This is a genomic window from Rubrobacter tropicus, assembly GCF_011492945.1.
Taxonomy (GTDB): Bacteria; Actinomycetota; Rubrobacteria; order Rubrobacterales; family Rubrobacteraceae; genus Rubrobacter_D; species Rubrobacter_D tropicus.
This window is the reverse complement of sequence record NZ_CP045119.1, coordinates 1728264-1748294: the sequence shown is the minus strand read 5'-3', so window position 1 is coordinate 1748294 and position 20031 is coordinate 1728264. Positions and strand designations below refer to the sequence as shown.

The window sequence follows — 20031 nt, the reverse complement described above, 5'->3', positions numbered from 1 at the left end:
CCTACAACAGCCGCAGCGCTTCGGCGGTCCGGGGCGCCAGCCAGGGCCGCGCTTTCAGCTCCTCCCGAACGCGCGCAAGGTCCGCCGGCTCGTCGACGTCACGCCCCGGCGCGCCCTCGTATACGGAGAGCCCCGCCTCCTTCGCCCTCGTTAGCGTCTGCCCGTAGACCTCCGGCGTGGACCACTCAATCCCGGAAAAGACTCTTCCATATGGCCCGCGTAGCCCCAGCAGGACGTACCCACCGTCCGTACTTGGTATTATCGATATATCGTATTTGTCTAGAGAGCTTGCGGCCTCTGCTATTGCTTCCGGTGGCAAAGTTGGGGTGTCGGTTCCGAGGATGACCACGGGGTCCGGGACATCGGCGAAGAGGGCGTGGGCGGCGGCGAGCATCCTGTCTCCGAGGTCACCGTCGCATTGAGGGATAAGGGGGTTGTTTTCGGAGAGGAGAGGGCGGATCAGGCTCAGGCGGTCCCCGGGTGCGCCGGCGACGGTGGTCGGTGCGAGGCCGCGGGCCTTGTCTACCGCGTCAGTTACGAAGGCCGTCTGTAGCCTAGCCGCGTCCTCTGGTGGGAGGCGCAGTCGGGTCTTGACGGCGCCCGGTATCGGGGCCTTCGCCATGACGAGGATCCGAAAGCTCAAGTCCTCGACCGGTAGAAGCGTGCCAGGCGCCAGGGGGTCGCGCCGAGGGCGAACGCGGTCTGCATCAAGCCCCAGAGCAGGAGAGTTTGGATCTGCCGCTCCTTCCAGCGGCGGGAGGCGCTGACCATCGGGCCCGGCAGGTAGGCGGTTCGTCCCGCGGCCTCCATCCTGCGCACGAAGATTACGTCCTCCATCACCGGTATGTGGGGGAAGCCGCCGCACGCCTCGTAGACGTCCCTTCGGACGAAGATCCCGGAGTCCCCGTAGTAGCGCGGTAATCGGCGGTAGATCGGGGCGAGCAGCTCCAGCCAGCGTCCGAGAAGCCCGCCCCCGGGGTACCGCAGCCGGAAGTTCCCCCCGACGAAACCCGCGCGCAGAGCGCCTGAGATTTGGGCCGCGACGTCCGCCGGCGGCAGCACGTCAGCGTGAAGAAAGAGGAGTACGTCGCCGGTGGCGGCGTCGGCTCCCCTTCCGAGCTGGGGACCGCGTCCGGGTCCGCCTACTACGAGCCTGGCCCGCGGTGAGACGAGGCCGACCGTTCCATCCGTCGAACCGCCGTCCGAAACTATGATTTCGTGGACGTTGGGGGCGGCGATGAGGCGCTCGAGGAGGTCTCCGATGGACGCCTCCTCGTTCAGGGTTGGGATGATCACCGACAGTTTCAAGGCGCCTTTACCGTATAATCCGGGCCGTCACAGGGCAAGTTCCGAGGCGTTGTCGCGCAGGGGGTGGTTCCGTTTGGTCCGGATCGGTGTAAAGAAGCTGGCGCCTGAGGAGGCGAGGGCCGACCTGCTCGCGATTGGCCTCCACACGGATGGTCAACCACCCGAAGCCCTCGCGGCCACGGCCGAGCCGGCGCTCTCCGGCGGCGACTTCGCTGGAAAGTCCGGGCAGACGGCGCTGCTGTACACCGGCGATACGATCACCTCCCCGCGGCTCCTGCTGGTCGGCCTCGGAGAACGGTCGTCTTTCAGCCCGGAAAAACTGCGCCGCGCCGCCGCCACGATCTCCCGCAGGGCCCGCACGCTCGAGGCCGGCTCCGTCGCCTTCTCGCTGCCAGAGTTGGCGGACGTGGACGCCGGTACGGCGGCGAGGGCCGCGGCGGAAGGCGCGTCTCTCGGTCTGTACCGCTTCGGACGGTACAAGACCGGCGACAAGAGCAGCGGGGGCGGCCCCGAGGACTTCGACCTGCTAATCGGCGGTTCGGGGGTCGAAGAGACGGCATCCCGGGGAGCGGAGATCGGGGCCAAGGTGGCGTCGGGGGCCGCGCTCGCAAGGGACCTCGCCAACGAGCCGTCCAACACGGCAACGCCCGAGTACCTGGCGGAGCGGGCCGAGGAGATCGGCGCCCGCTACGGTATGGCGGTGACCGTTCTCGATAGGGCCGGAATCAAAGAAGAAGGCCTGACCGGGCTCTCCACTGTGGGCAGATCCTCCTCCAACGAGCCGCGCTTTATAGTGCTGGAACACCGCAAGGGTGGCGGAGACAAGCCGGTAGTCATAGTGGGCAAGGCCGTCACCTTCGACTCGGGCGGCATCTCCATAAAACCGACGGCAGGCATGGACGACATGAAATTCGACATGGGCGGCGGGGCCGCCGTCCTCGGCGCGATGGAGGCCGTCGGCGCCCTGGACCTCCCGCTCGACGTCGTCGCGATCGTCCCGGCGACCGAGAACCTGCCAGGCGGCGACGCCTTCAAGCCCGGGGACGTGCTGACGATGCCGAACGGGAAGACGGTCGAGATCCTGACCACCGACGCCGAGGGGCGCCTGATCCTGGCCGACGCCCTCTGCTACGCCCGCCGCTACGAACCGGCGGCCGTCGTCGACTGCGCCACCCTGACGGGCGCCTGCGTGGTGGCCCTGGGCGCCCACGCGTCCGGCCTCATGGGCAACGACGAGGACCTGATAGCAGAGGTACAGGCCGCGGGCGACACGACCGGGGAGCGGGCCTGGCCCCTCCCGCTCTTCGACGAGTACACCGAGCAGATAAAGGGCGACACCGCCGACCTGAAGAACTCCGGCGGGCGCGGGGGCGGCGCCCTCACAGCGGGCGCTTTTCTGAAAGAGTTCGCGGAGTTCCCGTGGGCGCACCTGGACATCGCGGGGACCGCCTACGGCAAGAAGGGAAACGCGTACACGACCAAGGGGGCGACGGGCACACCGGCGCGGCTGTTGGTCGAGTTTTTGATCGGGAGGTCTGCATGATCCTGGAGAAGCTGACGGTCGGACCGTTCCAGGAGAACTGCTACATAGTCGGGGACGAGGACTCCGGAACCGGCGTCCTCTTCGACCCCGGCGACGAGGCGGCGCGCATCTCGCTGGCCGTGGAGCAGACGAACCTGGAGATCTCACGGATAATCATCACCCACGCCCACATCGACCACGTGGGGGCCGTCGCGGCGCTGGTGGACGAGTACTCTTGCCCGGTCCTCATGCACGCCGAGGCAGAACCCATGCTAAAGCAACTCCCCAACCAGGCCCTGATGATGGGCCTCCGCTTCGGCAAGGTTCCCGCGGTGGACGGGTACATCGAGGACGGCGACGTCGTGGAAGTCGGGGGCCTGCGGTTCGAGGCGCTCTACACTCCCGGCCACGCCCCGGGCCACCTCGCCTTCTATGCCGCGGAGCAAGGGCTGGTGCTCTCGGGAGACGCGCTCTTTGCCGGGAGCGTTGGGCGGGTCGACCTGCCTGGCGGCAGCATGGAAGTGTTGATGCGCAGCATAAACGAGCGGCTGCTCACCCTGCCGGACGAGACCACCGTCCACTCGGGGCACGGGCCCGAGACGACCATAGGCGGGGAGCGGGCGCACAACCCGTTCCTGTCAGGGGGCCTTCTGTGAGCGAGAGCGTGCGGCACCACCGCGAATCCGCGCCGGAGGCCATCAGGGCGGCCGTGCTGACGATCAGCGACACCCGCACCCCGGAGACGGACACCGGGGGCGACGTGGCGGAGGAGCTCTTGGGCGGGGCCGGGCACGAGGTCGTGGCGCGGGAGATCGTGCGCGACGAAGCCACGAGCATCCGAAACACCCTCGTCGACCTGCTCGCCCGTTCGGACGTGGACGCCGTGGTTACCACCGGCGGGACGGGCATCTCGGGGCGGGACACCACCTACGAGGTAGTCGACCGCATGATCGAGAAAAAGCTCGACGGGTTCGGGGAGCTATTCAGGATGCTCTCCTACGAGGAAATCGGGGCCGCCGCCGTCCTGAGCCGCGCCGTCGCGGGGACCGTGGGCGCCAAGCTCGTGGCATCCCTGCCCGGTTCGCGCAACGCCGTGAGGCTCGGGGTCGGCAAGCTGCTCGTACCCGAGATCGCGCACATAGTCTTCGAGCTACGCAAACATCAGGAAAAGGGGTAAGACAGTGGAACGCGAACCTCTCTCGCCCGAGGCCGACGCGCTCTGGCGCAGGCTGTGGGAGATCTGGCAGGACAACGACGAGGACGACGTGATCCTCGGCGCCTCTGAGCTTCAGGAACTCGAAGACGAGATCCCGAGCCTGGAGGGCCGCATCAAGACGGCGCTGGCCTACCTCCAGCGCGCCCGCTACGTCCAGTACCGCACGGGCGTCGGCGAAGACGGCCTGGAACCCGTCCTCTACGACGTCTACGAGCCCAGGTAGAGGGTTGGCCCGCATGACGTGGTTCCTGCTCGTCCCGGTGGCGCTGGCGGCCGGCACCGCGGTCTCGATGCAATTCGGCGTGAACTCGCAGCTTCGCGCCGTCGCGGGCGGGCCCGTTGCCGCGGCGGCGATCTCGTTCATCGTCGGTACCACCGCCCTCGTGGTCCTGACGCTCGCGCTAAACGGCGGTTTGCCTTCCTTCGGCGACGTCGCGGGGGCCCCGTGGTGGGTCTGGACCGGCGGCCTGCTCGGCGCGTTCTACGTGTTCGCCTCGGTCGTACTGACGCCGCGGCTCGGGGCGGCCACGACGGTGGCCTTCATCCTCACCGGCCAGGTCCTCGCCTCCATAGCCATCGACCACTTCGGCCTCTTCCGGGTGGCCGCCCAGGAGGCGACCCCGCCCCGACTCCTCGGCGCGCTGCTGATCGTGGCCGGCGTCTTCCTGGTCCAGAGGTTCTAGCCGCGTGAACAGCATCTGCGTCTTCTGCGGGTCGAGCGCGGGCTCGGACCCTGCTTACGCCGGTGCGGCCCGTCTGCTCGGCCGGACGCTCGCCAAAGGGGGCACCACCCTCGTCTACGGCGGGGGGCACGTCGGCCTCATGGGCGTCGTCGCCGATGCCGCGCTGGAGGCCGGCGGAGAGGTTGTTGGCGTGATGCCCAGGGCGCTCGTCGAGCGCGAGATCGGGCACACGGACCTCACGAAGCTCCACGTGGTCGGCTCCATGCACGAGCGGAAAGCGCTCATGTCCGACCTCTCCGAAGGCTTCATAGCCCTCCCCGGCGGAAACGGCACCCTCGAAGAGTTCTTCGAAGTCCTCACCTGGGCCCAACTCGGCGAGCACGGCAAGCCCTGCGGCATCCTCAACGTCGCCGGCTACTACGACCCGCTCCTGGCCGTCTTCGACAACATGGTCGGTGAAGAGTTCTTGAAGCCGGAACACCGCGAGCTTGTCCTCGTGGAAGAAGACCCGTCGATACTTCTCGGCAGGTTCGAGATCTACGAACCGCCGAAGACCGTCAAGTGGATCGGCGAATCGGAGAAGTAGTCGGGGCAACCTTGTCCCCCATCGGCCGTATGAGTACCGGACCATCCCCCACGAAAGCGAGTACGAGTTGAGAGGCCGAAGCCCGCAACCACCGGCGAACGGCACCGTGCCGCTGAAACTCGCCGTCAGGCTCCTCCGTTCGCACTACCCGTACGCGGATTCGGACGAGGAGCCCGGGCTCTTTTCCGGAGGCCTGCCCGACGACACCGAGTTCGACGTGCGGATACCGGATGGCTTCACGCTCGTCGGCAGCGCCGACTTTGCGCCGCGGCGGGGCCGGCGGGCGACCGAGGTGGTGCTTGACGCGGACATGTCCGCCTCACGGGTACGCGAAGTGTTCCGCGGCCAGTTGTCCGGCGACGGCTGGGAGGAAGACAACAGAATCACGGGTCACGGCGGCTTCGCAAGAGGCCCGCGCGGTGTCCTGATCTCCCTGAGACGTGTGCTGAATCGGGCTTCCCGGTGGGCGGCGGTCGACGTGCCGGGGCTCTCCACGGTCTTCAGGGATGCCCGACAACAGTTGCTCATCATAAGCGCCGAGGAGCGGTCCAACGCCCCCACGGACGTGCGCCTGAGGTTGATCACCGGCCGGCGCTCCTCCGAACGTCGAAGGCGCAACGACCCGGAGGCCCTGTTCGTGATGCCCCTACTCACCCCACCACCGCGGTCCCGCAGCTTCGATGAGGACGACCAAACGGGCCTCCTAGCCCCTCCCTTCGACGCCCGAAGTTCTGGCGGGGAATACGGCGGAAGCAGCCAGGAGCACGACGGCGCGTACTCTTTCACCGCCCTGGAGTCCGACCTGGACCTCCCCTCCCTCACCGCCCACTACGCCACCCAGTTGGAGGACGCGGGTTGGTCACGCTCCGAAGAAGGCCTCGACGGCCCGCAGGCGTGGAGTACCTGGACGTTCGTCGACGGCGAAAACCGCCCGTGGGAGGGGTTGCTTACGGCACTGCACCTCCCCAAAACACCCTGCAGATACCTCCTCCACCTGCGCGCCGACCGTTCACCAACCCCATAGCGCAGAGAAGCGGCCAACCACCAAGAGCTGATGGCTGACCGCTGAAAGCTAAGAGCCAAGACCGCCGCTAGGCGGTCGTCAACTGGTGTCCCTGTTCCTTGTAGCGGACTGCCATGTCGGGCAGGGAGATGGGATCGTAGTCCCTCGCGTGGCCGGCCTGGCCGAAGGCCTCCATGCGGGCCTTGACCACCGCTTTCATCGCCTCGCGGGCGGGCTTGAGGTAGTAGCGGGGGTCGAACTCGGACGGGTCCTCGGCGAAGGCCTTGCGGATGGCACCCGTCGCGGCGAGGCGGAGATCGGTGTCGACGTTCACCTTGCGGACGCCGTGCTTGATGCCTTCCTGGATCTCGCGCACGGGGACACCGAACGTCGGCCGGATCTCCCCACCGTACTGGTTGATGGTGTCGACAAGCTCCTTGGGCACGCTGGAGGAGCCGTGCATCACCAGGTGCGTGGTGGGCAACCTCTGGTTGATCTCCTCGATGATGTTCATGGCGAGCACGTCCCGGTCCGGCTCGCTCGTGAACTTGTAGGCCCCGTGGCTCGTCCCGATGGCTACGGCCAGAGCGTCGACGCCCGTCCTCTCGACGAACTCCACGGCCTGGTCGGGGTCGGTGAGGTGCACCTCGCCGGAACCGACGCCGTCCTCGATGCCGCCGAGCGTCCCGAGCTCACCCTCGACGGTCACCCCGACCTCGTGGGCCATCTCGACGACCTCGCGCGTCACGCGCACGTTGTACTCGAAGTCCGCCGGCGTCTTACCGTCGTCCATGAGCGAGCCGTCCATCATGACGCTCGTGAAGCCGAGATCTATGGCGCTCTTGCAGGTCTCGGGCGAGTTGCCGTGGTCCTGGTGCAGCGCTACCGAGATCTCCGGGTACACCTCGGCCGCCGCCTCCATCAGGTGGTACAGGAAGCGGTCGTTGGCGTACTTCCTCGCGCCCCTGGAAGCCTGGATTATGACCGGCGACTCGGTCTCCCTGGCGGCCTCCATGATGGCCTGTACCTGCTCCAGATTGTTGACGTTGAAGGCCCCGACGCCGTAACCGCCCTTCGCGGCCTCGTCGAGAAGTTGACGCATCGTCACCAGTGCCATACGGTTCTTTCTCCTCTCGCGTGCTTGCAAACCCTGCGGAGCCTCACGGTTCCCCGCCCAACCCCACCTGCGGAAGCATTCAGTATAGCCGCTAGTCCGGCCTGCGGGCAAAGAAGAGGCGCCCCCGAGAGGGCGCCTGACGAAGCGTGGTTGGTGCCGGCTCTCTAGGCCCGGTCTACGGAGACTCGGTCGGCCTGAACCACGTAGCGGACGTACCAGTTCGGGCCCATCGTCCAGTAGTCGCCGTAGTCCTCGATGCAGGTCTGGAGCGAGATCATGTCCCGACCGGCCTGCGGCGAAGTGACCCACGTCTCGGAAGGCAGGACCTCGGCGAAGCCCGACACCTCATAGGTGTAAACGGTCCCGTTGGCGTCGTAGAGGTAGATCTTGTCCCCGAGCTGCATGTTGACCAGGTCGTAGAACTGGTAGTCGCTCGCCGTTCCGGGCCACCCCAGCCTGTGCGCGGCGATGTAAGTGTTGGCGTTCTCCTGCCACGGGAACCCCGAGGAGGGAAGCTTTATGGCCCCGGCGTCCATCGCGGCGTGGGAATCGGTGTTGGCTACGTAGTTGTCGTCGAGGCCGAGCGCCGGGATGTCCATCCATAAGTCGTTCGTGGCGGGCTTCGGTATCGGGGGCGGCCCGGAGGCCTGCTGCTCCGGCTCTTTCTGAGCCTGCTCTTTGTCGCCGGCGTTCTCCCCACCGTTCCCGGAGGACTCCGCCTGCGCCTTCTCTTCCTCGGCGGCCTTCTCCTCGACGGCGGGCTCGTCCACCGTCTCCCGAGACGCTCCCGCGTTCTCGGCCACGGCCTCCGGCGCCCGGTCCACCTCGGGCGATTCGACCCTGTTGACGGGCGAAGCCTCTTCGCCGCCCGAAGCCACGAGGTCAGGGCTAAAAGGGCTCAGGGAGGAGAACATGATCGCGCCGACAACCACGATGGCGACCGACACCAGCAGCACGAAACCCGCCCGCTGACGCCGCTTCCTGAATATTCTCCGGTCCGACCTCTTGCCCAATGTGTCCTCTCCGTCTTTCTCAGTCGCCTAAAACGCCCGTTCAGACTTCTACCCGCGCGGCATTTTATCAGCCACGTTCGTAAAGTGGTAGGCAACAACTGAACAGTTCTTAATACTTGTACATTTTGTGACACACCGCAGAAACACGTGGCGTCCGGCATGGCCTGCGGACCTGCGGGGTGGTCAGGGCGGATCGATAGGTTAGTATTAGTGTCTTGTCCGGGATCATGGCCGGGCGTTCGGCGGGCTTCGGGCCCCGTGACCATTCGTAGTACAAAGAGGTGCTCGCGGTTGAACACGGAGAAGATGAAGACGGCCGGGAGTGGCGCGGGGTCCTCGACGCTCGCGGGCCGCGGGCTCAGGAAGAGCTACGGGGACTTCGAGGCGGTCAAGGGAGTCGATTTCGAGGTCTACCCTGGGGAGTGCTTCGGGTTTCTGGGGCCGAACGGGGCGGGCAAGACCTCGACCATGAAGATGATCTACGCCGCCGCCGTGCCGACGGGGGGCGAGCTCTCCGTGGTGGGCCTCGACGTCACGCGCCACGACAGGGAGGTCAAGCGGCGCATAGGCGTCGTGCCGCAGGAGAACAACCTCGACGAGGGCCTGAAGGTCAGGGAGAACCTGCTCGTCTACGGCCGCTACTTCGATCTGCCGCGCAAGGTCGTCTTGCAGAGGGCCGAAGAGCTGCTCGACTTCGTGCAGCTCACGGAGAAGGCCGGGGAGAAGGTCGAGGCGCTCTCGGGCGGGATGAAGCGGCGGCTGCTCATCGCGCGCGCCCTCATCAACGACCCCGACCTCGTCGTGCTCGACGAGCCGACGACCGGGCTCGACCCGCAGGCCAGGCATCTGGTCTGGGACAAGCTGCGGGAGCTCGCCAGGGCCGGGAAGACGCTGATACTTACCACGCACTACATGGAGGAGGCGGCGAGGCTCTGCGACCGGCTCGTCATCATGGAGGGCGGGGAGATCATAGCGGAGGGGTCCCCGGCGGATCTCGTCCGCGAGTACGTCAGCCCGCAGGTGGTCGAGTTCAGATCCGACCCGGCCTCGCTCGCGGCGCTGCGACCCGTCCTGGAAGACGCGGCGGACAGCGTCGAGGAGGGCGGGAGCGTCGAGGCGCTGCTCGCCTTCAGCCGGGACGCCCACGCGGTCATGGAGCGGGTCCACGAGTCCGGGATCAGGGTCGAGAACACCGTGCACCGGGAGGCCGGGCTGGAGGATGTCTTCATGCGACTTACCGGAAGGAGGCTGGCCGACTGATGTTCGGCGGGGTCAAGATTCCGTCGCCCCGCGGGGCGTTCCGCGTCTGGCAGCGTAACCTGACGATCTTCCGCAAGTACTGGAAGAGCATCATGTTCCCGAACTTCGTGGAGCCGCTCTTGTACCTCGGAGCTTTGGGCCTGGGTCTCGGGGCGTTTATCCAGCAGGGCGGCATCAACGGCCAGGACTACGTGGCGTTCATAGCGCCGGGGCTTTTGGCGAGCAATGCCATGTTCGCGGCCTCCTTCGAGAGCACCTTCGACACGTTCGTGAAGCTCAGGTTCGACAGGGTCTACGACGCGATCATCACGACGCCCGTCAACGCCGAGGACGTGGTGGCCGGCGAGTACCTGTGGGCGGGTACCAGGAGCGCCCTGTACGGGACGGCGTTCTTGCTCGTGCTCGTGGCGCTCGGGCTGGTGGGCTCGCCGTGGGCCGTACTAATACCGCCGGCATTGCTGTTCATAGGGATCATGTTCAGCGTCATGGGGACGTTGTTTACGAGCCTTATCTACCAGATAGACTACTTCTCGTACTACTTCACGCTCGTCATCACGCCGCTCTTTCTGGTGTCGGGGATCTTCTTCCCCGTCGACGACTTCCCCGCTCCGGTGCCGCAGGTAGCGTGGTTCACGCCGCTCTACCACGCGGTGAACGTGTGCAGGGCGCTCGCCTCGGGGCCAACGCCCGCGGTCCTTATAGACGTCGCGTGGATACTCGTCTTCACGGGGGTCTTGGCGCTCGTGCCGATCCAGATAATGCGCCGGCGCCTGATCGGCTAAACCCCGCATTCTGGTACGATTGACCGTATGGAAGCCGAGCAGTTTACCGTACGCTTCGCCGACGCAAAGGACGACCCCGCCATAGCGGGCCTCGTGGTCGAGGGCTTTCTGGACAAGTTCCGGCCCATCTTCGGCGGCCGAATGGACCGCTCCCTCCGGATCATGGAGAAGTGGGTTACCCTGGAGCACGCCTCTGGCGGCGTCACCTCGCTCGTCACCGAAGGCTACTCGACGTCCGAGCTCGCCGGCAGCGTCGGCGTGCGGACGGCCCCTTCCAGGGAAGACATCCTCGCCCGCGGCCTCTGGCGCTCCCTGACCCGCAACCTGGGTCTTCCCCGCGCCATGTGGGCGACCACCCTGCTCTCCTACCCCCGCTACTCGCACACCTCATCCGAGGCCTACGTCGAGCGGCTCGTCGTCTCCCCCTCCTTCCGGCGGCAGGGCATCGCCCGCGGCCTGCTCTCGGCCGCCGAGGACCTCGCCAGGGACTCCGGCAAGGAGACCGTCGGCCTCCACGTCAGCAGCAACAACCTCTCCGCCCTGCGCCTCTACGAAGCCGAGGGCTACCGCGAGGTAAGCCGCCAGAAGTCTTTCCTGACGAGCTACTTCCTGGATATCAGGGAATGGCTGTACCTGCAGAAAACGCTGTAGGCGGCTGTCAGCTTTCAGCCCTCAGCTAACAGCTTCGAGCAAGAACGGCGAAGCGGAGGGCGTTTGTTCCTGCCGTTTGTCCAGGCGCCGGTCTCCTTGCGAACCGCACGATAGCGGATAGCGGGAAGTCCGAATTCTAGCCATCAACGTCCAGCGGTAATCGAGCATCTTCTAAGGCTGATAGCTGAAAGCTGACGGCTGAAAGCTAAAGCCGAGATGGCCCGTTGGAGCTTGGCGGTGGCTCTTCGTCTTCAGGCCTGGGACGGCGGGGTTCCCGGCGGGGTTCGGGCCAGTCGAAGAGGTCCTCCGGCAGCTCCGGGATGGGGTCGTCGGCCGATGTGGCGCGGCGTCTTCTGTTCTGAACGCGGTCTGTCTGTGGTTCGGATGTCTCATCCTGGCCGTCCGCCTGGTAAGTTCCCTCGCGCTTGCGGTGGATCTTCGGCGGCGCTTCGTCAGAGACCGGGTACTCCACCGTGAGGTCGGCGGTATCGTCGCTAGCGTGAACGTCTTCCGGGGGAACGGCGATCTCATCGTCGGGAAGTACATCCGGTTCCCGGTCTTCGGCCGGTTCGGCCTCCTGGTCGGCGGCGGTTGGAAGTTGGGCTTCGGCGTGGTCCAGGTAGCGGGCGTCGCCCGTAAGAAAGGCAAGAATTTGGGCGTTGAACTCCGCCGGGCGTTCGATCATCGGGGCGTGGCCGCACGCGTCCATCAGGCAGATCTCGGCCCGCTGCACGCTTCCGGCCCAGGCGCTGACGGAGTGGGGGTCCACGATCTGGTCTTCCTCTCCCGAGACTACGAGCATCGGCATCTTGATGATCGCGGCCTGCCGAACGAGCCTGCCGCGCGAGATCTCGCGCCTGGAGATGCTCAGGGTGCGGGCCGCCGCCGCCGGCGTGGACTTCCCCGCGTCGTCAACGAGCTCGTCCGTGAGGTCGTCCGGATCGGCGACGAAGGGCCGCATCCACATCCGCCGCACCGGCCGCGCCGCCCGCCCGAGCGCGTAGAAGAGCGGGCCTATGACGGGGAGCGTCGCGAGCCACAGCGGGGTCGGAAGGTCGATCTGGTCCTCGTCCGCCGGCGCCGAGACGAGCACGATACGGCCGACCAGATCCGGATGGTCCGCCGCGAGCTTGACCACCATGTTGGCGCCGAGGTCGTGGCCTATGACGCTGGCCCGCGCCAGCCCGAAGTGGGCGCAAAAGGCGTAGAGCAGCCTGCTCCCGTTGCGCACCCCGTATCCGGAGGCCGGCTTGTCCGACTCGCCGAAGCCGACGAGGTCGAGGCTGTAGACGGTGAAGCGCTGCGCCAGCCTACTCGCCAGGGGCTCCCAGATGCGCGAAGAGGAGAGCCAGCCGTGGACCAGGACCACCGGCGGACCCCCGCCGATGACGTTGTAGCGGACCCAGGCCCCGTCGAGTTCTAGAAACTCCGTGTCGCGGGCGCTGTCCACCTCGTAGGTGGCCCGGCCGAGCGCCAGCGACGCCGCCACGACCACCAGGATCAACAGAAACAGAACTATCAGAATGGTACTCATGCGCGCAATAATAACGCAAATGTGCGCAGCCCGGTGAGTGGACTGACGTGTTCGTAGTAGCTTTCAGCGGTCAGCTTTCAGCTCTCAGCAAGACCAAAAAAGCTGACGGCTGAAAGCGAAGGCGAAGCCGGAGCGCGCCGATAGCTGACCGCGCGGGGATCGGAAGCTTGAGCTTCCGATCCCCGCTCTACCAGCGGCTGCCGACCACCCGGCGGATGATGAACGAGGCGACTATCGTCGAGGCCAGGGAGAACGACGCCTGGAGCAGCGCCTCTTTGGCGTCGTCGCGCACGCCGCGCACCTCCGGCTCTTTTATGAACCTCTCGGCCAGCCGGCTCGCCAGGACGAACGCGATGGCCGTCGAGAGGATGGAGATAAGACGCTTCTGGGTATCGTCGTTCACGGTTTGGGGCCTTCCCGTCTCTCGCCTGCACTGTGCCCCTGGGGGCGTGGGTACGTTTACTACCCGGTACGGCCCGAGTCTACCCCGTGGCGGCCTTGCCCTCGTAGCCGTAGAGGTAGGACAGTTGCGCGCGCAGGACGTTGCGGGCGGAGAGATCCGCGTGGCAATCGATGCAAAAAAGGACCTCCTCCGGGCGGCCCGGGTGGAGGTCGTGTTCCATCATGAAGTCGAGGATCTCCGTGTATCGGTCTCCGATCTGGTCGACGAACTCGGAGAAGGAGATCTTGCCCGAGATCAAACGCTCGCACGCCTCGCAGGCGTCGAGTTTACCCAGGCGCCGGTTGGTATGCCTGACTATAAGCCCGGGGATGATGTCCCCGGCCCCCGCTTCCTCCTTTATCACTCTTTCCCTTTCTAGCCCCGGAAGGGGCAATTCCCCGTTCCACTGCCAAAACCCCTTGTACCGCCGACGCCCCATACGACGACGGTCCGTGCAGTCTACGTTCGGCGATCCGTTTTGTAAACCCCCGTCGCGTGACGGGGCGCAGTCTAGGCCTGCACGCGCCGCTGTATACTTCTACTGTCGCCGCGAGCAGGCCATGAATGGAGATAAGCCTTGCCCGAAACCCCCGGAAACCGACCACCGTCGAACGTGGAGGCAACGTCCGGCAGAACGGCCCGGTCCTTGCGCGTGGACCGGGGTGCGCGCGTCGTGATCGTCGGTGCCGGGTTTGCGGGTGCGTCCCTGCTCAGGCACCTGCCCCCCGCCCTGAAGAAGCCGGGCGAGACACTTCTCGTCGACCGCCGAGAGGAGTGGGAGTTCGTGCCCCTGGCCCACGAGGTCGCGGTCGGCCGCGTCCACCCCGGGAGCGTCCGGTCTCCCATTTCCCCCCTCTGCCGCGGCGCGTGTACTTTCCTCCGGGCCGAGGTCACCGGCCTGGACCTCGACGAGAGGGTCCTCCACACCTCGGAGGGCGTGGTCGGATACGAGTACCTCGTGCTCAACCCCGGCAGCGTCGCGACGCAGCCGCCCGGGCCCCTAAGAGACCACACCCAGACGTTCTGGAGCGTGAAGGACGCGCTGACCCTGCGCGACGGTCTCGCCAGGGCCTGGAACGGGTCCGCCGGCCCGCGTCCCGTGCCGCCCGGCGCCCTCACGGTGGCGGTCATCGGCGGCGGGGCGACCGGCGTCGAGCTCGCCGCGGAGCTCGCGGCGCTCTTCGACTACCTCAAGAAGCGCTCGCACCGGCGCCCCCGCGAGGAGCCGCGGGTGGTCCTCTTCGAGGCGGCCGACCGGCTGATGGGCTGGCTCGACCCGTACTTCGACCGCGTTGCCCAACAGACCCTGGCCAACCTGGGCGTCGAGGTCCGCCTGAACGCCCCGGTGGACGGGGCGACAGGGTCCGGCGTGTGGTTCGGGGACGAGTTCCTGCCCGCCGCAACGCGCGTCTGGGCGGCGGGTGTGGAGGCCTCGCCGCTCGTCCGCGACCTTCCTGGTAAGCACGACGCGTCCGGGCGCGTCGGCGTAGACGAGCACCTGACTTTGCCGGATCACCCCGAAGTCTACGTCCTCGGGGACGCCGGCAACTACTTCCACCCGAAGCTCGGTCCCCTGCCCCCCACGGCCTCCGTCGCCGTGCAGCAAGGACCGTGGACCGCCCGCGACCTCAAGAGGCGGCTGCGGGGCGCCGGCAGCCGCAGGGGCCGCCCACCCTTCCGCTTCTTCGACCGGGGCTACGTCGTGAGCCTCGGCCCCGAGAGCGGCGTGGCCGACGCGGTGGGCCTCAAGCTACGAGGGCCCGCGGCCCAGGCCCTCTACCGAAGCGTCTTTCTCTACTACATAAAGAGCCGCCGTGACAGGCTGCTCACCGGCGCGGACTGGGCCATGGAGAGGACGATCGGACGCCTCGGGTTCGGGAGCGATGGGACAGACAGCTCTCAGCCTTCAGCTTTCAGCGGTGAGCAAGAAAAGGATGAGCGTTAGCCAGACCGGACACGCAGGAACAGGCCGTCAGGCTAGGATTCCACCCGAAATGGAGACAGGTGCCGCTCGACGATCCGCGGGACCTCGTCAGGCGTGACGCGGGTGTACCAGACGTCGTCCGGGAAGACGAAGACGACGGGACCCTCCTCGTGCCGGCGCGTGCAGGCGTTGCGAAGGATGGTGGACGAAGACACCCCGCGCCTCTCCACTTCGCTCCTGAAGGCTTCGAGCAACTCTTCGCCTCCCTTCGCGCCGCAGCGTCCCTCCCCGGGCGTGGCGCAAACAAAAATCTGGCGAAAAGCCGTCATGAAGAGATTCTATGCCGCGCCGGAGACAAGTCCAGTGAAGGCATCAGGTTTCAGGCTGCAGGAGTCTTGGGCGCAACCTCTGGTCGCGCAAGACTCCTCCCCGAAAGGGGCCAGGAGAAAGTCGCGTCTTCCCCTTACCTGGAACCTGATGCCTGAAACCTCCTCAGAACGTCGTCGCGGAGAGCCCGGTTTCGGCGCGATCCTGTATGCGGCGTGCCATGCCCGTCTCTTTCGCTTTCTCGGAGACGGCTTCGGCGACCGCGGGGGCGACGCGTTCGTCGAAGACGGAGGGGATTATGTAGTCTTCGGAGAGGTCTTCTTCGGGGATAACCTCGGCCATGGCGTTGGCGGCGGCAAGCTTCATCCCCTCATCTATCTCGCGGGCGCGGACGTCGAGGGCGCCGCGGAAGATACCGGGGAAGCAGAGGACGTTGTTGATCTGGTTCGGGTAGTCGCTGCGGCCCGTGGCGATGATCCTGGCGTGACCCATCGCGTCCTCGGGGCGTATCTCCGGGTCGGGGTTCGCCATGGCGAAGATTATGGGGTCCTCGTTCATCGTCTTGAGGTCGTCCACGGTGAGCACGTTCGGGGCGGAGAGGCCTAGGAACAGGTCGGCGCCCCGGACGGCCTCGGCCAGATCCCCCGTGCGTCCCTCGGGGTTGGTGTTCTCGGCGAACCAGCGCTTGGCCGGGTTCAGGTCCTCGCGGCCCTCGTGGACTATGCCCTTTGAGTCGCAGCCGACGACGTTCGTGGCGCCGGCCGCCATTATGATCTTGGCGCACGCCACCCCGGAAGCCCCCACGCCGTTCACGACCAGGCGCAGGTCCTCCACCTTCTTGCCCACTATCTTCAGCGAGTTTATGAGGGCGGCGAGGACGACGACGGCCGTGCCGTGCTGGTCGTCGTGGAAGACGGGGATGTCCAGGTCCTTCTTCAGGCGTTCTTCGATCTCGAAGCATCGCGGGGCCGAGATGTCTTCGAGGTTTATGCCGCCGAAACCGGGGGCGAGGGCCTTGACGGTTGCGACGATCTCGTCCGTGTCCTTGGTGTCGAGGCAGATCGGGAACGCGTCGACGTTGGCGAACTGCTTGAAGAGGGCGGCCTTACCCTCCATCACGGGCATCGCGGCCCTGGGGCCTATGTCCCCGAGGCCGAGGACGGCCGTCCCGTCCGAGACTACCGCCACGGTGTTACGCTTTATGGTGAGGTTGAAGGCCCGTTCGGGGTCGTCGTGGATCGCCCGGCACACCCTCGCGACGCCCGGCGTGTAGACCATAGAGAGGTCGTCGCGGGTCCGGATCTGGAGCTTCGAGCGGACCTCGATCTTGCCCCCGATGTGCATCAGGAAGGTCCTGTCGGAGACATTTACGACGCTGACCTCGGGCAGCCCCTCTACGGCCTCGACGACGCTCTGGCCGTGCTCGGAGTCGCGGGCGTTCACGGTGATGTCGCGAACGGTCCTGTCCTCCCGCATCCTGACGATGTCGACCGCCCCTACCATCCCGTCGGCCTCCCCGATGGCGGTCAGGATCTTGCCGAGCGACCCCGCCCGGTGCGGAAACTCGACCCGCAAGGTAAAACTGTAGCTGGCGCTCGGTATGGACTCCATCGAATCTTCCTCTCCCTAGTGAGCCCGCCCCACGCGGCGCTCCACCCGCCGAATTTAGCACGCTGCTTCGCAGCTTTCAGCACGCTCCGGCTGCGCCTCCGCTCTCGGCACGCTTAGGGCCTTGCGGCCCTCGCTCTCAGCCCGTCAGCTTCTCGCCGCCCATGGCCCAATCGGGCAGCGCCTTGCGAAGCGTTTCGGGTGCCGGAAACCGTACCGTGTACGGACGACTGGCTGACAGGCCGAAGCGGGCTGACGAGGCGCGAAGCGCCGGGCTGACAAGCTATATCGGCAGATATTCGGGGGAGTCGGGCAGGTCCGTTCCCGGGAGCGCGTCGTGGCGCCGCATAAACCACCTGCCCCTCTCGGAGCTTCTTCCGGCCTCGTCGGCGGCCTGGGAGAGGCCGTTTCGGAGCTCGTGCAGGAGCGGGGGGCGCTCGCCGTAGGAGACCATTTCGAGTTCGGCGGCGACGGCGGAGTCGACGAACTCGCCCCACAGGCGGGCCGCGTCTCCCTCCGTAGCCGGGGGTGCGGCATAGGCGCGTTTTATCTCGTCCGGCAGGGAGACGGGTTCCAGCGTCGCGGCCCGCGTCCCGTCCGTCGCGGCGGGCCGTTCTCCGAGGTAGCGGCGGGCGGCGAAGAGGAGGAGGCGGGAGGGGACGGTGCGCTTGTTCCAGGAGGCGGCGACCGCCTCCCAGTCTATAAAGGATCCCCCGTAGAGCCTATCCAGGTCCATGCCGGACCTCATTGTAATCCAAGCTGAAAGCTGACCGCCGAAAGCTGACGGCTACAACCCCTACGTCGGGCTCGCCGCTTCGGTCTCTTCGCCAGGGCCGTCGTCGGGCCCGTCGGGGTCAGGCGTGCCAAGCGTCTCGGCGACGAGGACGGGGTCCGGTTCTTCTTGCAGGTAGCCCCTGCCGGCGAGTTCGGTGGCCACCTGTTCGCTGGTGCGTTCGCGCAAGGCCGGGTCGTCGCGCAGGGCCGCGTTCAGGGCGTCGCGCACCTCGTCGGGGTCGGGGCCCATCTGGATGTTGCCGCTCGTCATGGTTCTCCTCTCGAAGCGTGGCAGGGGTTGGAGTGTAAGGCGGGACGCTACATGCCGCCGTAAGAGATCTCTAGTTCTGAGGTGTCGGCCTCCGGGAACTCGAGGGCGAGGTCGCCCTCGGTCGCGCGGTCCATGTAGGAGGACCAGATGTCCATGGGCAGCCTCTCGCCGTTCGGTTCTTCGAGGCCGTGGACGCCGACCATCGAGCGCCTGCCTTCCGGGTAGCCCACCCAGACGGAGGTGCAGAGGCGGGGCGTGTAGCCGACGTACCAGGCGTCAACGAAGTCGTCGGTGGTGCCCGTCTTGCCGGCTGAGGGGCGTCCTATCTCCTCGTCCAGGTCGTGGTACATGCTCGCCGTTCCGTCTTCGACCACGCCCCGCAGGACGCCCGTCGCGATCGCGGCCTGGTTCCCCGTGAGCACGCGCCTCCCGCCGATGCGGTGCTCGAACGGCGTCTCGCGCCTTCCGTAATCCACCCGCTCGACGAGCCCGACGGCGTAAGGTTCGCGATGGATGCCGCTGCCCGCGAAGGTCGAGTAGGCGGAGGCCATGTCGAGCGGGCTCACCCCCTCGCCGAGACCGCCTATCGCCGTGGAAGGGTAGGCCTCGACCTTCGTGGTTATGCCGAGTTCTCTTGCCGTTCGGGCGACCCGATCGAGGCCGACGTCCGCGGCCAGCTGGACGAAAACGGTGTTGTCGGATTCGGCCATCGCTTCGCGGATCGAGATCTCGCCCCGCTCCACCGAGTCGTAGTTCTCTATGGCGTAGTACTCGTCCTGGAAACTGAAGTTGAGGTCCTGGGAGAAGTACGTGCTCTCCGGGGAGACGTCCTTCTTGAGCGCGGCGGCGAGCACGAAGGGCTTGAAGGAGCTGCCCGGCTGGCGGCGCGCGTGGAGCGCCAGGTTGAAGTCCCCCTCCTGACCGGCCAGGGCCCTGATCGCGCCGCTCTGGGGCTCCACGGTCACGACCGCCGCGGAGGGGTCGTCGGGTTCGTCGAGGACCCTTTCCGACTCCTCGACGGCGGCGTGCTGGAGGTCGGGGTCGAGGGTGGTGTGGACGCGAAGGCCGCCCAGGCGAACGGCCTCGGCACCGGCTTTCTCCTCGACCTCCTCGCGCACCTTCTCGACGAAGGGCGCGTAGGCCGGGTCTTCTGGGGGAGGGTCGGGGGCGAACTGGAGGTCCTCGGAGACCGCCTCGCGGTGCTCGGCGGCGGAGATCATGCCCTGCTCCAGCATGAGGCCTAGCACCCTGTCGCGGCGGGCGGTGGCCTGCTCGACGAGCGGCTCGCCCTCCCAGGTGGTGTAGGTCGAGGGGGCGTGCAGGAAGCCGGCGAGGGCGGCGGCCTCCGAGAGCGTCACCTCGTCGGCGTCCTTGCCGAAGTACTGCTCGGCGGCCCGCTCGGCACCGTATGCCCCGTCACCGAAGTAGACGGCGTTCAGGTACGCGGTCAGGATCTCCTCCTTGGAGTGGCGCCGCTCGTAGGAGAAGGCGAGCGAGGACTGCACGAAGCGGCGCCAGAACGAGACGTCGAGCCGCTCGTCCTCCTCGACGAAGAGGTTCTTCATCAGCTGCTCGCTTATGGTAGAGCCCCCCTCCTGCACCTCCCAGGCCCGAAGGTCCGTCCAGGCCGCCCGCCCCAAGCCCTCGAAGTCGACGCCGAAGTGCTCGTAAAACCTGCGGTCCTCGACGGCGACGACGGCGGCCGGGATCCGATCCCCCAGGCCCTCGAAGCCGACGGTCTCGCGGCTCTCTACGGCCCGGAACGCGCCGATCCTCTCACCTTGCGCGTCGTAGACGTAGGAGTCTTGCACGAGCTCCGGCTGCCGCCTCGCGAGGCCTTCCTCGTACTGTTGCACGACGAAGAGGTAGAGGCCCAACACCCCGATAACGGCGGAGGCGCCCAGGATCAGGGCGGTATTGAACGCGGTGCGCAAACCGCGCACGAAGAGACCGGGGCGCGGTTTGCCCCTGGCCTTCTTGCCTGTCTCGAACCAGTCGTTCACCTGCCCT

General features: G+C 66.8%; 23 protein-coding genes. 11 read left to right on the top strand and 12 right to left on the bottom strand.

Going from position 1 to position 20031, the window contains the following annotated elements:
• Position 1: 1 nt before the first annotated feature.
• Entirely contained in the window at positions 2–622 is a 621-nt protein-coding gene (locus GBA63_RS08600) for a TIGR04282 family arsenosugar biosynthesis glycosyltransferase (RefSeq protein ID WP_166175249.1), read from the bottom strand.
• A 17-nt stretch (positions 623–639) separates the two neighbouring features.
• A complete protein-coding gene (locus GBA63_RS08595; protein ID WP_166175247.1) occupies positions 640–1308 on the bottom strand; it encodes a TIGR04283 family arsenosugar biosynthesis glycosyltransferase in 669 nt (222 codons plus the stop codon).
• A gap of 73 nt (positions 1309–1381) precedes the next feature.
• Between GBA63_RS08595 and GBA63_RS08590 the strand changes: the two genes are divergently transcribed.
• From GBA63_RS08590 to GBA63_RS08560, 7 genes are all read left to right on the top strand, one after another.
• The gene (locus tag GBA63_RS08590; RefSeq protein ID WP_166175245.1) at positions 1382–2851 is read left to right on the top strand and encodes a leucyl aminopeptidase; all 1470 of its coding nucleotides are present in this window, start codon (positions 1382–1384) and stop codon (positions 2849–2851) included.
• Positions 2848–3486 carry an MBL fold metallo-hydrolase gene (locus tag GBA63_RS08585; protein ID WP_166175243.1) on the top strand — a complete coding sequence of 213 codons (639 nt, stop codon included), beginning with the start codon at positions 2848–2850 and terminating at the stop codon, positions 3484–3486. The genes GBA63_RS08590 and GBA63_RS08585 overlap by 4 nt, the downstream gene beginning before the upstream one ends.
• Positions 3483–4007, top strand: coding sequence for a MogA/MoaB family molybdenum cofactor biosynthesis protein (locus GBA63_RS08580; RefSeq protein ID WP_166175241.1), 525 nt, complete (start codon positions 3483–3485; stop codon positions 4005–4007). The genes GBA63_RS08585 and GBA63_RS08580 overlap by 4 nt, the downstream gene beginning before the upstream one ends.
• Before the next feature lie 4 nt (positions 4008–4011).
• A complete protein-coding gene (locus GBA63_RS08575; protein WP_166175239.1) occupies positions 4012–4269 on the top strand; it encodes a hypothetical protein in 258 nt (85 codons plus the stop codon).
• Positions 4270–4282: 13 nt separating this feature from the next.
• Positions 4283–4729: a DMT family transporter gene (locus tag GBA63_RS08570; RefSeq protein WP_166179983.1), complete on the top strand. Its 447-nt coding sequence runs from the start codon at positions 4283–4285 to the stop codon at positions 4727–4729.
• A gap of 4 nt (positions 4730–4733) precedes the next feature.
• Positions 4734–5315: an LOG family protein gene (locus GBA63_RS08565; protein ID WP_166175237.1), complete on the top strand. Its 582-nt coding sequence runs from the start codon at positions 4734–4736 to the stop codon at positions 5313–5315.
• Positions 5316–5382: 67 nt separating this feature from the next.
• The gene (locus GBA63_RS08560) at positions 5383–6339 is read left to right on the top strand and encodes a hypothetical protein (protein ID WP_166175235.1); all 957 of its coding nucleotides are present in this window, start codon (positions 5383–5385) and stop codon (positions 6337–6339) included.
• A 67-nt stretch (positions 6340–6406) separates the two neighbouring features.
• Here GBA63_RS08560 and fba read toward each other — a convergent pair whose 3' ends face one another.
• On the bottom strand, positions 6407–7435 hold the full coding sequence (fba, locus tag GBA63_RS08555; RefSeq protein ID WP_166175233.1) for a class II fructose-bisphosphate aldolase: 1029 nt from the start codon (positions 7433–7435) through the stop codon (positions 6407–6409).
• Positions 7436–7599: 164 nt separating this feature from the next.
• Entirely contained in the window at positions 7600–8448 is an 849-nt protein-coding gene (locus GBA63_RS08550; RefSeq protein ID WP_166175231.1) for a sortase, read from the bottom strand.
• A gap of 306 nt (positions 8449–8754) precedes the next feature.
• On the opposite strand from GBA63_RS08550, the gene GBA63_RS08545 reads away from it, so the two are divergent.
• Genes GBA63_RS08545 through GBA63_RS08535 form a run of 3 tightly spaced genes read left to right on the top strand, consistent with a single transcriptional unit; the run spans position 8755 to position 11141 of the window.
• Positions 8755–9708, top strand: a complete 954-nt coding sequence (locus GBA63_RS08545; protein WP_166179981.1) for an ABC transporter ATP-binding protein — start codon at positions 8755–8757, stop codon at positions 9706–9708.
• Entirely contained in the window at positions 9708–10490 is a 783-nt protein-coding gene (locus GBA63_RS08540) for an ABC transporter permease (protein ID WP_166175229.1), read from the top strand. Before GBA63_RS08545 ends, GBA63_RS08540 begins: the two co-directional genes overlap by 1 nt.
• Before the next feature lie 27 nt (positions 10491–10517).
• Positions 10518–11141 (top strand): GNAT family N-acetyltransferase, encoded by a 624-nt coding sequence (locus GBA63_RS08535; protein WP_166175227.1) that lies wholly within the window; start codon positions 10518–10520, stop codon positions 11139–11141.
• 205 nt (positions 11142–11346) lie between these two features.
• Here the strand turns inward: GBA63_RS08535 and GBA63_RS08530 are convergent, their stop codons facing one another.
• From GBA63_RS08530 to GBA63_RS08520, 3 genes are all read right to left on the bottom strand, one after another.
• A complete protein-coding gene (locus GBA63_RS08530; protein ID WP_166175225.1) occupies positions 11347–12675 on the bottom strand; it encodes an alpha/beta fold hydrolase in 1329 nt (442 codons plus the stop codon).
• 187 nt (positions 12676–12862) lie between these two features.
• Entirely contained in the window at positions 12863–13078 is a 216-nt protein-coding gene (locus GBA63_RS08525) for a hypothetical protein (RefSeq protein WP_166175223.1), read from the bottom strand.
• Between the two features lie 79 nt (positions 13079–13157).
• Entirely contained in the window at positions 13158–13481 is a 324-nt protein-coding gene (locus tag GBA63_RS08520) for a hypothetical protein (protein WP_166175221.1), read from the bottom strand.
• 213 nt (positions 13482–13694) lie between these two features.
• Between GBA63_RS08520 and GBA63_RS08515 the strand changes: the two genes are divergently transcribed.
• On the top strand, positions 13695–15062 hold the full coding sequence (locus GBA63_RS08515; RefSeq protein WP_207957150.1) for an NAD(P)/FAD-dependent oxidoreductase: 1368 nt from the start codon (positions 13695–13697) through the stop codon (positions 15060–15062).
• A gap of 32 nt (positions 15063–15094) precedes the next feature.
• Here GBA63_RS08515 and GBA63_RS08510 read toward each other — a convergent pair whose 3' ends face one another.
• The 5 genes from GBA63_RS08510 to GBA63_RS08490 all read right to left on the bottom strand — a co-directional run bounded on the left by GBA63_RS08510 (position 15095) and on the right by GBA63_RS08490 (position 20024).
• Positions 15095–15370, bottom strand: coding sequence for a (2Fe-2S) ferredoxin domain-containing protein (locus GBA63_RS08510; RefSeq protein WP_166175217.1), 276 nt, complete (start codon positions 15368–15370; stop codon positions 15095–15097).
• Between the two features lie 163 nt (positions 15371–15533).
• Positions 15534–16979, bottom strand: a complete 1446-nt coding sequence (locus GBA63_RS08505; RefSeq protein WP_166175215.1) for an NAD-dependent malic enzyme — start codon at positions 16977–16979, stop codon at positions 15534–15536.
• A 280-nt stretch (positions 16980–17259) separates the two neighbouring features.
• Positions 17260–17712, bottom strand: a complete 453-nt coding sequence (locus tag GBA63_RS08500; RefSeq protein WP_166175213.1) for a hypothetical protein — start codon at positions 17710–17712, stop codon at positions 17260–17262.
• 60 nt (positions 17713–17772) lie between these two features.
• Positions 17773–18021, bottom strand: coding sequence for a hypothetical protein (locus tag GBA63_RS08495; RefSeq protein ID WP_166175211.1), 249 nt, complete (start codon positions 18019–18021; stop codon positions 17773–17775).
• Positions 18022–18068: 47 nt separating this feature from the next.
• The gene (locus tag GBA63_RS08490) at positions 18069–20024 is read right to left on the bottom strand and encodes a transglycosylase domain-containing protein (RefSeq protein WP_166175209.1); all 1956 of its coding nucleotides are present in this window, start codon (positions 20022–20024) and stop codon (positions 18069–18071) included.
• Positions 20025–20031: the final 7 nt, after the last annotated feature.

Coding starts and splice junctions, on each gene's coding strand:
- GBA63_RS08600 (WP_166175249.1), bottom strand. CDS start 622: ATGGCGAAGGCCCCGATACCGGGCGCCGTCAAGACCCGACTGCGCCTC.
- GBA63_RS08585 (WP_166175243.1), top strand. CDS start 2,848: ATGATCCTGGAGAAGCTGACGGTCGGACCGTTCCAGGAGAACTGCTAC.
- GBA63_RS08570 (WP_166179983.1), top strand. CDS start 4,283: ATGACGTGGTTCCTGCTCGTCCCGGTGGCGCTGGCGGCCGGCACCGCG.
- fba (WP_166175233.1), bottom strand. CDS start 7,435: ATGGCACTGGTGACGATGCGTCAACTTCTCGACGAGGCCGCGAAGGGC.
- GBA63_RS08545 (WP_166179981.1), top strand. CDS start 8,755: ATGAAGACGGCCGGGAGTGGCGCGGGGTCCTCGACGCTCGCGGGCCGC.
- GBA63_RS08540 (WP_166175229.1), top strand. CDS start 9,708: ATGTTCGGCGGGGTCAAGATTCCGTCGCCCCGCGGGGCGTTCCGCGTC.
- GBA63_RS08535 (WP_166175227.1), top strand. CDS start 10,518: ATGGAAGCCGAGCAGTTTACCGTACGCTTCGCCGACGCAAAGGACGAC.
- GBA63_RS08530 (WP_166175225.1), bottom strand. CDS start 12,675: ATGAGTACCATTCTGATAGTTCTGTTTCTGTTGATCCTGGTGGTCGTG.
- GBA63_RS08510 (WP_166175217.1), bottom strand. CDS start 15,370: ATGACGGCTTTTCGCCAGATTTTTGTTTGCGCCACGCCCGGGGAGGGA.
- GBA63_RS08505 (WP_166175215.1), bottom strand. CDS start 16,979: ATGGAGTCCATACCGAGCGCCAGCTACAGTTTTACCTTGCGGGTCGAG.
- GBA63_RS08500 (WP_166175213.1), bottom strand. CDS start 17,712: ATGGACCTGGATAGGCTCTACGGGGGATCCTTTATAGACTGGGAGGCG.
- GBA63_RS08495 (WP_166175211.1), bottom strand. CDS start 18,021: ATGACGAGCGGCAACATCCAGATGGGCCCCGACCCCGACGAGGTGCGC.